The 13,159-nt window shown below is 70.2% G+C and carries 14 protein-coding genes; 11 read left to right on the top strand and 3 right to left on the bottom strand.

Annotated features, from left to right (window positions below):
* Positions 1 to 625: 625 nt before the first annotated feature.
* Positions 626 to 1,744, bottom strand: a complete 1,119-nt coding sequence (locus tag ACYVF7_RS28520; protein WP_460346811.1) for an FAD-dependent oxidoreductase — start codon at positions 1,742 to 1,744, stop codon at positions 626 to 628.
* A 53-nt stretch (positions 1,745 to 1,797) separates the two neighbouring features.
* Here ACYVF7_RS28520 and ACYVF7_RS28515 point away from each other — a divergent pair, with 53 nt between their 5' ends.
* Positions 1,798 to 2,490 (top strand): TetR/AcrR family transcriptional regulator, encoded by a 693-nt coding sequence (locus ACYVF7_RS28515; protein WP_460346809.1) that lies wholly within the window; start codon positions 1,798 to 1,800, stop codon positions 2,488 to 2,490.
* A gap of 168 nt (positions 2,491 to 2,658) precedes the next feature.
* On the opposite strand, the gene ACYVF7_RS28510 is transcribed toward ACYVF7_RS28515, so the two are convergent.
* Complete coding sequence (locus ACYVF7_RS28510; RefSeq protein WP_460346807.1) at positions 2,659 to 3,606, bottom strand: LysR family transcriptional regulator; 948 nt, start codon at positions 3,604 to 3,606, stop codon at positions 2,659 to 2,661.
* A gap of 115 nt (positions 3,607 to 3,721) precedes the next feature.
* On the opposite strand from ACYVF7_RS28510, the gene ACYVF7_RS28505 reads away from it, so the two are divergent.
* Together ACYVF7_RS28505 and ACYVF7_RS28500 are read left to right on the top strand one after the other, a co-directional pair.
* Positions 3,722 to 4,639 (top strand): NAD(P)H-binding protein, encoded by a 918-nt coding sequence (locus tag ACYVF7_RS28505; RefSeq protein WP_460346805.1) that lies wholly within the window; start codon positions 3,722 to 3,724, stop codon positions 4,637 to 4,639.
* The gene (locus ACYVF7_RS28500; RefSeq protein WP_460346803.1) at positions 4,629 to 4,994 is read left to right on the top strand and encodes a darcynin family protein; all 366 of its coding nucleotides are present in this window, start codon (positions 4,629 to 4,631) and stop codon (positions 4,992 to 4,994) included. Before ACYVF7_RS28505 ends, ACYVF7_RS28500 begins: the two co-directional genes overlap by 11 nt.
* Positions 4,995 to 5,143: 149 nt before the next feature.
* Here ACYVF7_RS28500 and ACYVF7_RS28495 read toward each other — a convergent pair whose 3' ends face one another.
* Positions 5,144 to 5,749, bottom strand: coding sequence for a TetR/AcrR family transcriptional regulator (locus ACYVF7_RS28495; protein WP_460346801.1), 606 nt, complete (start codon positions 5,747 to 5,749; stop codon positions 5,144 to 5,146).
* Between the two features lie 70 nt (positions 5,750 to 5,819).
* Between ACYVF7_RS28495 and ACYVF7_RS28490 the strand changes: the two genes are divergently transcribed.
* From ACYVF7_RS28490 to ACYVF7_RS28455, 8 genes are all read left to right on the top strand, one after another.
* On the top strand, positions 5,820 to 6,713 hold the full coding sequence (locus tag ACYVF7_RS28490; RefSeq protein WP_460346799.1) for an NADP-dependent oxidoreductase: 894 nt from the start codon (positions 5,820 to 5,822) through the stop codon (positions 6,711 to 6,713).
* A gap of 185 nt (positions 6,714 to 6,898) precedes the next feature.
* Positions 6,899 to 8,101 (top strand): serine hydrolase domain-containing protein, encoded by a 1,203-nt coding sequence (locus ACYVF7_RS28485; protein WP_460346797.1) that lies wholly within the window; start codon positions 6,899 to 6,901, stop codon positions 8,099 to 8,101.
* A 227-nt stretch (positions 8,102 to 8,328) separates the two neighbouring features.
* Positions 8,329 to 9,357 carry an L-threonine 3-dehydrogenase gene (gene tdh, locus ACYVF7_RS28480; RefSeq protein ID WP_460346795.1) on the top strand — a complete coding sequence of 343 codons (1,029 nt, stop codon included), beginning with the start codon at positions 8,329 to 8,331 and terminating at the stop codon, positions 9,355 to 9,357.
* A 19-nt stretch (positions 9,358 to 9,376) separates the two neighbouring features.
* The gene (locus ACYVF7_RS28475; protein ID WP_460358157.1) at positions 9,377 to 10,570 is read left to right on the top strand and encodes a glycine C-acetyltransferase; all 1,194 of its coding nucleotides are present in this window, start codon (positions 9,377 to 9,379) and stop codon (positions 10,568 to 10,570) included.
* Positions 10,567 to 11,472, top strand: a complete 906-nt coding sequence (locus tag ACYVF7_RS28470; RefSeq protein WP_460346793.1) for a LysR family transcriptional regulator — start codon at positions 10,567 to 10,569, stop codon at positions 11,470 to 11,472. The genes ACYVF7_RS28475 and ACYVF7_RS28470 overlap by 4 nt, the downstream gene beginning before the upstream one ends.
* 173 nt (positions 11,473 to 11,645) lie before the next feature.
* Complete coding sequence (locus ACYVF7_RS28465) at positions 11,646 to 11,990, top strand: ArsR/SmtB family transcription factor (RefSeq protein ID WP_460346791.1); 345 nt, start codon at positions 11,646 to 11,648, stop codon at positions 11,988 to 11,990.
* Positions 11,987 to 12,451: an SRPBCC family protein gene (locus tag ACYVF7_RS28460; protein WP_460346789.1), complete on the top strand. Its 465-nt coding sequence runs from the start codon at positions 11,987 to 11,989 to the stop codon at positions 12,449 to 12,451. Before ACYVF7_RS28465 ends, ACYVF7_RS28460 begins: the two co-directional genes overlap by 4 nt.
* Positions 12,452 to 12,557: 106 nt before the next feature.
* Complete coding sequence (locus ACYVF7_RS28455) at positions 12,558 to 13,151, top strand: dihydrofolate reductase family protein (protein ID WP_460346787.1); 594 nt, start codon at positions 12,558 to 12,560, stop codon at positions 13,149 to 13,151.
* The last annotated feature ends 8 nt before the right edge of the window (positions 13,152 to 13,159 follow it).

Raw genomic sequence — 13,159 nt, 5'->3', positions numbered from 1 at the left:
GTTATCTGAAACTCAATCGAGCCGCCCCTGTTGGGTGGATGAGAATGACTGTTATCAACCACTCGCTCGGCGCTGGCCCTCGGGCGCTCCGTCTGCGCTGTTGTCCTGGCTCGCCGAATCTGGATCGGACCGGATTTCGGAGGTAGCGAACGGCACCCGTCGCGCGCGAGGCTGATCGGCCGCACGGAAGGTTCCGGCCCGTCCGGGCACCGTTAACAGCCCGGGACTCGGGAACATGCGATGAGCCGCGTAGCTGTGCGTGATCGCGGTGACTTTGCGTGTTGACTACCGCAGCGGCGCCCGTGGGACTGGCAGGAGCCGTTGATCGAGTGATCTGTGCTGTCGGCGGTAACGGCTGATCTGGGCGTCGGTTCGGCGCTCGCGGTGGGCGGGCCGTCGGCCGCCCACTCGCCGACGCCGCAGTCCAGGATCCGGGCCGTACGGCCATGCGCGTTCAGGACGGCGGCGTCGGCTGCGGACGCCGCCAGCGTCAAGGTCTCGGCCGGCGTCGTCCACAAGACGCGTACGTCGAGCAGCTACGGTCTCAGGCCCCAGTCGGCCATCACCGCGTCGGCGTTCAGCTGTGAGGGATCTCAGTTAGCGTTTACGCTCTCGCGCTTGGCGGTCAGGATGCCTGGACTTGGTCGAAGTGGGCGAGGGCTTCGGCCGGGTCCGGGCTCACGAGGCGTTCCAGACCGGCCATCGTGATCTTCGCCCACCTGCCGGCCCGTGCCCACATCTGTTCCTCGAAGGCGCGGACGGCCTTGTCCAGATCTCCAGGGCCGGTGGCGATGGACTCGGCGAGTTCGGCGCCTTCCAGCATCGCGAGGTTCGCGCCCACCCCCAATGGGGGCATCAGATGGGCGGCGTCGCCCAGCAGCGTCACCCCGAAGACGTGGGTCCAGGTGTGGGCCACGGGCAGGACGTAGAGGGGGCGGTGGACGAAAGCTGTGCCGTGGTGGAGGAGGTCGAGGACGGGAGCGGCCCAGCCGTCGAACAGAGCCAGCAGACTCGATCGCACGGCCTCGACGTCGGCCAGGTCCAGGTTCGTGTGCCAGTCCAGCGGCGCGCGGAACCGGGCGTACACCTTGACGTGGCCGCCGCTGTTGCGCTGGGCGACGAGAGTTCGGTTCACGCCGTACACGGCCACGGAACCGTCGCCGATCAACCGGGCGAGGTCGGGGTGGCGGGTGTCGACGTCGTCCAGGGAGGTCTCGACCACGGTGATGCCGGTGTAGTGCGGCGTCGCGGACGAGACTGCCGGGCGGACCCGGGACCAGGCGCCGTCCGCGCCGACTACGAGGTCGAACGTCTCCTGTCGCCCGTCCGCGAAATGGACCAGTACGCCATCCCGGGTTCCCGGCACCACCTGGGTCACGCCCCGCCCCCACCGGACGTCGAGAGGGCCGAGCAGCAGGTCACGGAGTTGCCCGCGGTCGATCTCGGGATTGGCCAGGTCATCTGGGCGGGGCCGCCAGTCGCGCAGTACGGTCCCGGCCGTGTCCAGGATGCGCATGGCCTGCCCCTCGGGACGAGACAGCACCTGGAACTCCGCCAGCAGCCCCGCCTTGTCCAGCGCGAGCTGACCCAGCCCTTTGTGCAGGTCAAGCGTGCCGCCCGGGGGGCGGGCGTCGGGGGTGGGATCGCGCTCGAGGACGGTGACGGGGTAATCATGGCGGTGCAGGACGCGGGCGAAGGTAAGGCCGCCGGGACCGCTCCCGACCACCGCGATGCGATGTCTCATGTCGATACACTGTATTGTTTCATGACGATGTATCGCAACAGTACAGTGTGACCATGACTGTGTGGGACCGGCCTGAGCCGCCGACTCGCCCCGTGCCCCTCGACCGGGAGCGGATCGTCGCCGCCGCCATCGCGCTGGCCGACGAGGGCGGGCTGGAGGCGGTGTCGTTGCGCAAAGTCGCCGCCCGGCTGGACGCCGGCCCGATGCGGCTGTACGGATACATCTCCACCAAGGAGGAGCTGTTCGACCTCATGGTGGACGAGGTCCACGCCGAGATTCTCCCCGAGCAGCAGCCCGGTGACTGGCGGGAGGCACTGCGCGTCCTCGCCCACCGCACCAGGCAGACCGCTCTCCGTCACGAATGGCTGGCCGACCTGCTCGGTGGCCGCCCGTCCCTGGGCCCGAACGGCCTCGCCGTGACCGAGGCCAAGCTGGCCGCCCTCGACGGCCTCGCCGACCTCGACACCGTCATGCGCGCCGTGGAGACTGTCAGCGCCTACTTCACCGGTGCGATCAGGCGCGAGATCGCGAACCTGCGGGCCGAGCGCGCCACGGGCCTGTCCAAACGCGACTGGCAGCGCGCCTCCGGCCCGTACGTGACGAAAATGTTGGCCACGGGCCGCTTCCCGGCGCTGGCCAAGGCCGTGTACGACGGCACAGAGGTGGACGCCGAGGCATCCTTCGCGACCGGCCTGGATTGGGTCCTCGACGCCGTGGCCGCCAAACTCACCCGGCCGCCGGCGTAACGCTCAGCTCCTGCCGAGGCCGCTTCTTGGGCCGGGTCGTGGAAGGGCCGCAAGCCGGCGCCCGAGTCGGCGCGGGTGAAGGCGTGGCGGCCCAGGAAGTTGATGTGCTCCTAGGCGATACCGAAGGCGATCCGTCGCGCGAGGCGTTGGCGCGGGTGTCCGGGACGTTCAGCCGGGTGCCGACTCCCGGGCCGGACGGAGTACCCGGCGTACGGCGCCACGCAGCCACTGGTGGGCGCCGTCGGCGGTGTGGCGCGGGTGCCAGGCCATGCCGATCGTCAGTGGTGGCAGCGGCAGCGGGATTTCCAGCAGGCGCAGTCCCAGCGCGTGCGCCGCGTCGCTGAGTGGTGAAGCAGGCTCGCCCGGCAGCGCGGTCGGCACCAGGCAGACCACGTCGCCGACCGCGGCCAGCGCCATCGCCGCCAGATGTCCGGGCAGGACGGCGCTGACCCGCCGGCTGAGCCCTTGCTCGGCCAGGGCCGCGTCCAGCGGGCCGGTGAAGCGGCCCCGGCGGCTGGCCGCCACGTGCTCGGCCGCGGCCAGCCTGGCCGGCGTCAGGGTCCCTTCGGCGAGCGGGTGCCCCGCCCTGACGCCGGCCGCCATCCGCAGCGTGATCAGCTCTTCGACCCGGGTCTCCGGGTCGACATGGTCGATGGCCCCGATCTCCAGATCGATCCGGCCCTCGCGCAGCGCGGGGCCCGCCTCCCACTCCTCGGCCAGCACCCGCAGCGAGACTCCCGGCGCCTGCCGCCGGGCCAGCCCGAGCAGACCCGGTGCCAGCGCCGCGCCGACCAGGTCCGCGGCCTGGACGGTGAAGGTGCGCCGCAGTGCGGCGGGGTCGACCCCGCCGCTCGGGGTGAGCAATTCCTCCAGCCGGCGCACCACCGCGGCGGCCTCGTCCCGCAGCGCCTCGGCGCGGGGTGTGGGCACCATCGCCTGTCCTGCCCGCACCAGTAGCGGATCCTGGAGCACCCGGCGCAGCCGGGCCAGGGTGCGGCTCATCGCCGCGGGGGAGGTGTGCAGCCGCGCGGCGGCACGGGTGACGCTCTGCTCGGTCAGCAGGGCGTCGAGGGCGACGGCGAGGTTGGCGTCGAGGTTCGGGGCTGGGCTGCTCACCGGCATTATTCCGTTTCGGGCAATGATTGGATGCTGAAGTTCCCATTGTGGCAATGCGGACCGGGTCTGCACGATCAAGGGGTTGTACCGATCCGACACAGACCGCGAGGTTTTCATGATCGTCATCACCGCCCCCACCGGGAACATCGGCCGGCGGCTACTGTCCCTGCTGGTCGAGGCCGCGCCCGCACGCGGAGAGGAGTTGCGCGTCGTGGTTCGCGATCCTGCCCGGCTCCCCGAGGCCGTGCGCGGACGGGTCGAGGTGGTCACCGGCTCGCACGGCGACGCCGCGACCGTCGAACGCGCCTTCACCGGGGCCGACGCCGTTTTCTGGCTGGTGCCGCCGGACGCCTCGGTCACGCCCGACGAGGCGTACAGCGGCTTCACCCGCCCGGCCGCGAAGGCGTTCGCCGCTCACGGCGTCGGCCATGTCGTCGGCGTCTCGGCGCTCGGCCGCGGCACCCCGCAGGCCGCCCAGGCCGGACTGGTCACCGCCTCTCTGGCCATGGACGACCTGATCGCCGACTCCGGCGTCGCCTACCGCGCCCTGGCCAACCCGTCCTTCTTCGAGAACCTGCTGGAGGAGGCCGACTCGATCCGCGAGGACGGCGTCTTCACCGACACCGTCGCCGCGGACCGTCCGGCCCCGCTGGTGGCCGTCGCCGACATCGCCGCGACGGCGGCCGGGCTGCTGCTGGACCGCTCCTGGACCGGCGCCGGCAGTGTTCCGATACTCGGCCCGGAGGACCTGTCGCCCAACGACCTGGCCCGCATCATGACCGAGGAGCTGGGCCGTCCGGTCCGCTACCAGCGCCAGCCGCTCGACGAGCTGCGGTCCACCATGCTCGGCTACGGCCTCAACGAGGCGTTCGTCGAGGGCATGGTCGACATGAAGCGCGCCAAGGACCAGGGCCTGGACGCGGGCGTCGACCGCTCGCCGCAGGCGGGCCCGGCCACCGGATTCGCGCAGTGGTGCGCGCAGACCCTCAAGCCCGCCGTCCTCGCCACATCGGAGGCAGTCGATGCCCACTGACCGAACCGAGTCGCCGGTCACCGCGTTCATGCTGGTCAAGACCACGCCCGAGTGGCTGGCGATGACCGTGGCCGAACGCGTCCAAGCCTTCACCACCCAAGTCGTCCCGGTGATCGAGGCCCGTACCCGCGGCGTCCGCTCCCGCTTCTACGACACGGAGTTCTACTCGGCGCGGGTCACCGACATCTGGGTCTGGGAGGCGGACGACCATGACGCCTACCGGCTGCTGATCGACGCGCTGCGCGAAACCCCCTTCTGGGACCGCTACTTCACCGTTGTGGACCTGCTCGTGGGGACCGAGAACGGCTACGCCCGCACCTACGACGTGGAGCCGGTGGCCACCCTCGCCACCTGACGCGCCTCCCTGACCGGCCGGTGCCGCCACCACCGCGCGGAAGCACCGGCCGGCAGTCCAGCTGAGCGGACCCTCGGCCAAGACCCGGTGTCCGGCGGCGATGCCGCCGGACGGGCCGTTCGGGTCGGTGACCGCGGCGCGTCCCGGAACTACGGTCCGGCCGTGGCGGTGGGGTTTCTGGAGAGGTTGGTGACCTCCCAGGCCGCCTCGATCATCGGGAAGATCTCGTCCACGGCGGCCTCCGGATCGGCCGCCTCACGGGCCAGCGAATAGGCGTCGATCACGAACCTCGCGATCGTCCGGCAGGCCGTTGTGGTCTGTGACAGGTCGGGATCGGCGGCGATGGCCGTTGCCAGTGACTCTGCATGGCGCAGCCTCATCGACTCCTCGTACTCCCGCAGGGCAGGTGATTCGTCGATCATGCGCCAGATCGGGGCGGCGTTGTCCGCCGTGCAATGTCGTACGAGGGCCTGGATCTCGCGGCGCAGCGCGGGGATGAGCGGCTCGTGCGGCGCCCGGCCGGTGACCGCCTGCGTGAGGCGTTGCTCGAAGTCTTGGTCCTGCTCGAACACCAGGGCCTCTTTCGAGGCGAAGTGGGAGAAGAGCGTGGTGACGGCCACGTCGGCCTCAGCGGCCACGTCACGGATGCCCACCGCGTCGTACCCGCGCTCCAGGAAGAGTCGCAGGGCGGTGTCAGCGATCTTCTGGCGGGTCGCGGCCTTCTTGCGCTCACGGCGTCCGGACGGCACGGTCATGCCCTAACGCTACCAGATACAAAATCAAAACGGTTTTTTAAAGCTAACCGTTAGTGCTATGGTCGGCCGCATGAAGGCAGTGAGCTTCGCCGAGTTCGGCGGTCCGGACGTCCTACAACTCATCGACGCCGAGGAGCCCCACGCGGGCCCCGGTCAGATACGCATCGCCGTGCGGGCGGCGGGCGTGAACCCCGTCGACTGGAGGATCCGTGAAGGCCAGGTCCTGCAGGCCCATCCGATCGAGTTGCCCTCCGGAGTCGGGCTGGACGCCTCCGGGGTGGTGGACGAGGTCGGCGAGGGCGTCGAAGGGGTCGAGGTCGGCGACCACGTGTTCGGTGAAGGCTCGAGCACTTATGCCGAGTTCGCCGTGCTGTCGGCCTGGGCCCGCATGCCCGAGGGTCTGACGTTCGAAGAGGCGGCCGGATACCCCTCCGTGGTGGAGACCGCGCTGCGCATCATCCACCAGGTCGGTGTGCGGTCCGGGCAGACACTGCTGGTCAGCGGCGCGTCCGGGGGAGTCGGATCGGCGGTGCTGCAGATCGCCCGCGACCGCGGCATCACGGTGATCGGCACGGCTGGGGCCGCGAACCAGGACTATCTGCGCAGCCTGGGAGCCGTCGCCACGACGTACGGCGAGGGCTGGGTCGAGCGGGTGCGGCAGCTCGGCCACGTCGACGCGGCTCTCGACCTGGCCGGCTCGGGCGTGATCCGCGAGCTCGTCGAGCTGACCGGGGACCCGCAGAAGGTGATCTCCATCGCCGATCTCGATGCGCCGGAGCTCGGTGTCCGATTCTCCGGCGTGGCCGGGAGCGTGCCGGAAGCGCTCGCCGAGGCCGTCGGCCTCATCTCGCGGGGAAGGCTCCACATCCCGGTCGAGAAGTCGTACACGCTCGCCGAGGCCGAGGCGGCGCACATCGACAGCCAGGCCGGTCACACACGCGGACGCCGGGTCATGGTCGTCTGAAAGCCGGCGTGCGCCGGTTCGTTGATGCCGGGATGCCGGGGATTGCGGCTGTCGCGGGCGTATCGAAAAACGCATACGCCGCCGCAACAGTCCTCCGTCTTCAGTGGAGGCACGGACCCACAGCGGTCCGTGCCGAGGGCATGGGCGCCCGGGCTTCCGAAGGTGATCACGAAATGGAGCGCGTCGTGTCATATCAGAACGTTCGTCAGCCGCTGAGGAGGGCCGGTCTGGCCGCCGGTATCGCCGTGCTGATGATGGCCCCCGCCGGGCCTGCCACCGCCTCCCCGGCGCGGGTCGGGAACGTGCAGAAGGCGATGGAGGAACTGGCCGGGATTCCTGGGGTTGTGGGGGCCCTCGGCGGGGCCTACGTCGACGGGAGACCCGTCGGGCTGGGCAGCGCGGGCTCCCGGTTGCTGGGCGGCAGGGGCGGGAGGATACCCGCGAACGCTCGCTTCCGGATCGGGTCACAGACCAAGCAGATGGTGGCCACCGTGGTGCTGCAACTGGTCAAGGAGGGCAGGTTGGGCGTGGATGACAAGCTCGGCGACCTGCTGCCGGTGGTGGCCAAGAAGGATCTGGTGGAGCGGGCCGACGAGATCACGGTACGGCAGATGCTCCGGCATACCTCCGGCATTCCCGACTGGTACGCCGACAAGCCGAAACCGGACGGGAGCGAGGGAGACCTCTCGTTCGACCCGTTCGACTTCACGACCTACTACCGGCCGCTCGATCTGGTGAAGTGGAGCCGCAGCCGGCCCCGGACCGGGAAGCCGGGGGAGAAGTTCTCCTATTCCAACACCAATTACACCCTCCTCGGCCTGATCATCGAGAGGTTGACCGGCCACGACCTGGCCACCGAGCTGCACAACCGCCTGTTCGGCCCGCTCGGGATGACCAAGACCTACTTTCTCGTCAAGCCGCCGGATGGCATCAAGGGGCCGCACGGCCACGGCTACTACCCCGACGCCAACGGCAGGCTGCGTGACGTGGACCGGTTCAACGCCAGCTTCGGCTCGGGGGCCGGAGGGGTGGTCTCCACCACGCACGACGTGAGCGCCTTCTACCGGGCGTTCACCCAGGGCAAACTGCTGCCGCCGGCACTCCAGCGAGTCCTGACCGACCCGCTGCCCAATGACCCGCCCCAGGGCAGCGGCCCCGGCTTTTGCGGCGGCGAACTCGAGGGCTGGATATGGGGCGGGACCACCGCCGGCTACTTCACCATGACCTTCTACTCAGCAGACGGCCGCCGCCAGCTCGCGATGTCGGCCACCCTGAGCGGCAAGGACACCACCGGGCCGGGCCGAGCCATGTTCAACGCCGTGGAGACCGTCTTCTGCCCATCCTCCTCAGCAGCGGCCCCGGCCCCCTCCGCCCGCGTCAGAGGCTGAAGCAGCCGAGAGCCCAGGCAGCGGGCGCCACCGCCGGGTCCTGAGCCGACCGCCCACGTCGTGCGGGGACAGAGGGTGTGAAGCGGAACTGCGGTGCGGCTTAAGAAAACCTCGATGGACCGAGGACGGAGCCGTACGGCAGATTGCTGCGCGAAGCCACTCTTCTTCCCGGTACGGGCCGCTTCGGCATGCCCGCGCCTGGGGTCTCACCGACGGGAGCCGCAGCGTTGAAGGCACTGGTCAAGGAGAAGGCGGAGTCCGGGCTGTGGCTCACGGACGTCCCAGAGCCCGCCGTCGGCCCCGGCGACGTACTGATCAAGGTGCTGCGCACCGGCATCTGCGGCACCGACCTGCACATCCGCGCCTGGGACGGCTGGGCGCAGCAGGCGATCCGTCTCCCGCTGGTGGTCGGGCACGAGTTCGTCGGCGAGGTCGTGGCGACCGGCCGGGACGTCGTGGACATCAAGGTCGGCGACCGGGTCAGCGGTGAGGGCCACCTGGTCTGCGGCAAGTGCCGCAACTGCCTCGCCGGGCGCCGTCATCTGTGCCGGGCCACGGTCGGGCTCGGCGTCGGCCGGGACGGTGCGTTCGCCGAGTACGTCGCCCTGCCCGCCGCCAACGTGTGGGTCCACCGGGTCCCCGTCGACCTCGACATCGCCGCGATCTTCGACCCGTTCGGCAACGCCGTGCACACCGCGCTCTCCTTCCCACTGGTCGGCGAGGACGTCCTGATCACCGGTGCCGGCCCGATCGGCCTCATGGCGGCGGCGGTGGCCCGGCACGCGGGCGCCCGCAACGTCGTGGTCACCGATGTCAGCGAGGAGCGGCTGGAGCTGGCCCGCAAGATCGGCGTGAGCCTGGCGCTGGATGTGTCGCAGGCGGAAATCGCCGACGGACAGCGGGAGCTGGGTCTGCGCGAGGGCTTCGACATCGGCCTGGAGATGTCCGGCCGGCCCGACGCCATGCGCGACATGATCGCCAACATGACGCACGGCGGCCGTATCGCCATGCTCGGCCTGCCCGCCCAGGAGTTCCCCGTCGACTGGGCCCGCATCGTCACCTCGATGATCACCATCAAGGGCATCTACGGCCGTGAGATGTTCGAGACCTGGTACGCGATGTCGGTGCTGCTGGAAGGCGGCCTCGACCTCACCCCCGTGATCACCGGCCGGTACGGGTACCGCGACTTCGAGGCGGCGTTCGCCGACGCCGCGAGCGGCCGCGGCGGCAAGGTCATCCTCGACTGGACCCTCTGAATCTCTTTAGGGACTGATGATGTTCGACTCCGTACGCAACGACCTGCGCGCCACCCTCGACGAGATCCGCGCCGCCGGACTGCACAAGCCCGAGCGCGTGATCGGCACCCCGCAGTCCGCGACCGTCAACGTCACCGCGGGCGGCCGCCCCGGCGAGGTCCTCAACTTCTGCGCCAACAACTACCTCGGCCTCGCCGACCACCCCGAGGTCGTCGCCGCCGCCCACGAGGCTCTGGACCGCTGGGGCTACGGCATGGCCTCCGTCCGCTTCATCTGCGGCACCCAGGAGGTGCACAAGGAACTAGAAGCCCGCCTGTCGGCCTTCCTCGGCCAGGAGGACACGATCCTCTACTCCTCCTGCTTCGACGCCAACGGCGGCGTCTTCGAAACCCTGCTGGGCCCCGAGGACGCGGTGATCTCCGACGCGCTCAACCACGCGTCCATCATCGACGGCATCCGCCTGTCCAAGGCCCGCCGCCTCCGCTACGCCAACCGTGATATGGCCGACCTGGAACGGCAGTTGAAGGAGGCGGCGGGCGCGCGGCGCAAGCTGATCGTCACCGACGGGGTCTTCTCCATGGACGGCTATGTGGCGCCCCTGCGCGAGATCTGCGACCTCGCCGACCGCCACGACGCCATGGTCATGGTCGACGACTCCCACGCCGTCGGCTTCGTCGGCCCCGGCGGTCGCGGCACCCCCGAGCTGCACGGAGTCATGGACCGCGTCGACATCATCACCGGCACGCTCGGCAAGGCCCTCGGCGGCGCCTCCGGCGGCTACGTCGCGGCCCGCGCCGAGATCGTCGCCCTGCTGCGCCAGCGCTCCCGCCCGTACCTCTTCTCCAACACCCTCGCCCCGGTGATCGCCGCCACCTCCCTGAAGGTCCTCGACCTGCTGGAGTCGGCAGACGACCTGCGCGTGCGGCTTGCCGAGAACACCGCCCTGTTCCGCCGCCGCATGACCGAGGAGGGCTTCGAGATCCTCCCCGGCGACCACGCCATCGCGCCCGTGATGATCGGCGACGCGGCGAAGGCGGCCCGCCTGGCCGAGCTGCTGCTGGAGCGAGGCGTCTACGTGATCGGCTTCTCCTACCCGGTGGTGCCGCAGGGCCAGGCCCGCATCCGCGTCCAGCTGTCGGCCGCCCACTCGGCGGACGATGTGAACCGTGCGGTGGACTCCTTCGTCGCGGCGTGGGAGAAACTGGACGCGTGATCGAAGCGCGGCGGCTCCACATTCTTCGTGCGGTGGCCGACCACCGCACCGTGACGGCTGCCGCCGCGGCGCTCTACCTCACCCCGTCCGCCGTCTCCCAGCAGCTTGCCGCCCTGGAGCAGGAAACCGGGCACCGGCTCGTCGAACGGAGCGCCAAAGGGGTGCGGCTCACCTCGGCCGGCGAGATCCTGCTGAATCACGCCAACGCCGTGCTCGCCCAGCTGGAGCGCGCCGAGGCCGAGCTGGCGGCGTACGGTGCGGGCTCGGCGGGCACGGTCACGCTCGCCTCCTTCGCCACCGGCATCGGGCAGGTCGTCGCGCCCGCGTTGGCCCGGCTCGCGCGCACCGCACCCGGCATCCGCGTCCGGGTCCAGGACGCCGAGGGCGACGCGAGCCTGCCGATGCTCCTCGACCGGCAGGTCGATGTCGCGGTCGCCGTCGAGTACCGCGGCGCGCCCGACGCGGACGACCCCCGGCTGACGCACATCCCTCTCTATGCCGAGCCCTTCGACGCGGTCGTGCCGGTCGCCCACCGCCTCGCGGACGCGGAGGAGGTTCCGCTCGCCGAGCTGGCCAAGGACTCGTGGATCGGCCCCTACCCCGGCAACCCCTGCCATGACGTGGTCGTCCTGGCCTGCGAGCAGGCCGGGTTCCAGCCCCGTCTCGAGCACTTCTCCGACGACTTCCGCGCGGTCGTCGCGCTCGCCTCGGCCGCCATGGGCGTGGCACTCGTACCACGCTCCGCCCTGCGCGGCATGGACCTCACTGATGTGGTCGTCAGCCCGGTCGATGGAGTGGCTCCCACGCGCCGCGTGTTCGCAGCCGTACGTCGTGGTGCGGAGGGACATCCGCTGATACGTCCCGTGCTGGACGCGCTGGCGGAGGCCGCGACCGCGGACTGAGTCGGCGAGGCGCGCAGTGCTCGCCGCGCCCCCTTCCAGATCAGCTCGGCTCGGATGCCGTTGACGGACCTATCACCAGCCGCAATCGAGGCGAGCGCGGCTGAGGCTTGACGGCCGGTGACCCTCACCCTATTGTTCAACACATCAGTTGATAAAGAGATGAGTTGAACAACATGGCCGTTGACGAGCTGGAAGAGCGATTGGACCGCGCGTTCGCCGCGCTGGGCGACCCGGTCCGGCGCGCGATGATCGCCCGGCTGTCCCGTGGCGACGCGACCGTGAACGAGCTGGCCGAGCCGTTCTCCATCACCAAACAGGCGGTCTCACGGCACATTCACGTGCTGGAAGTGGCCGGCCTGATCACACGCAGCCGCGACGCCCAGCGCCGGCCGTGCCACCTGAACGCGGCCGCCCTGGAGGAGCTGACCAGCTGGATCGACAAGTACCGGCTGGTCGCCGAACAGCGCCATCGCCGCCTCGACGCGGTCCTGGAAACCATGAAGGAGCAGGAGAAATGAACGAGACAACGATCACGGCCCAACCCGGCACGCCGTTCATCGACATCGTGCGCGAGTTCGACGCGACCCCGGCCCAGGTGTTCCGGGCCTGGACCGACCCCGACCTCGTCCCTCAGTGGCTGGGACCGGCCGGAACGACGACGACCGTGATCGAGTACGACGCGACCCCGGGCGGTCGCTACAGCTACGTCCACCGTGACGCGTCGGGTGAGTACGGCTTCCGCGGCGTGTTCCACACCGTTGTGGCCAACGAGCGGATCGTGCAGACCTTCCAGTACGACGGCTGGCCGAACGACGTCAGTCTCGACACGCTGACCTTCGAGGACCTCGGTGGACGCACCCGCGTGCGCACCCACTCGGTGTTCCCGTCGGTGGAGAGCCGTGACGCGATGGTCGAGAGCGGCATGGAGCACGGCGTCCGCGACTCGATGTCGCGCCTGGACAAGCTGCTGGCCCGCTGACCCGTAGTCCCTGAGAGCCCGCACGAAATTCAGCCGACCGACAAGCCGGACCTGAGGCAGACCACGTGTCCTGTGCATCGGGTCTTCGAGAGAGCTGGCGAACACCATGACCAAGGTCCTCAGCGCAATGGCCGTCTCCGTCGACGGCTTCATCACCGGCCGCAACCCCGGTGCCGGCCACGGGCTCGGGGACGGCGGCGTCCTCCACGACTGGTACTGGGACGGCGACACGCCCAGCACGGTCGTCCCGCAGTTCCGCCTTTCCGCGACGACCCGCCGCTTCATCGACCCCTTCGCCGGGCGTGTCGGGGCGGTGATCGCAGGCCGCAACAGCTACGACGACGCGAACGGCTGGAGTGGCGGCAGTCCACACCCCACGGCCCCACTTTTCGTCGTCAGTCATCGGCCGGCACCGCCTGAGGCGACATCGGCGCAGCGATTCGCCACCTCGATCGAGCAAGCGGTCGCCGCTGCCCGCACGGCTGCGGGGGACCTCGACATCAACCTGATGGGTGGCGGCGTACTCACCGCCGCCCTGGCCGCGGGACTGGTCGACGAGATCGTCGTCCACCAGGTGCCGGTACTGCTCGGCGCCGGTCGACGGCTCTTCCAGGAGCTGCCCGCCCACGTGCGGCTCAGCCTCGTCGAGGCCGTGCCGGCACCCGGGGTGACGCACCTGCAGTACCGGCTGGAGCGATGACATCGACC

The sequence above is a fragment of the Actinoallomurus acanthiterrae genome (genome assembly GCF_054775715.1).
This window is presented reverse-complemented; position numbering and strand designations above follow the sequence as displayed.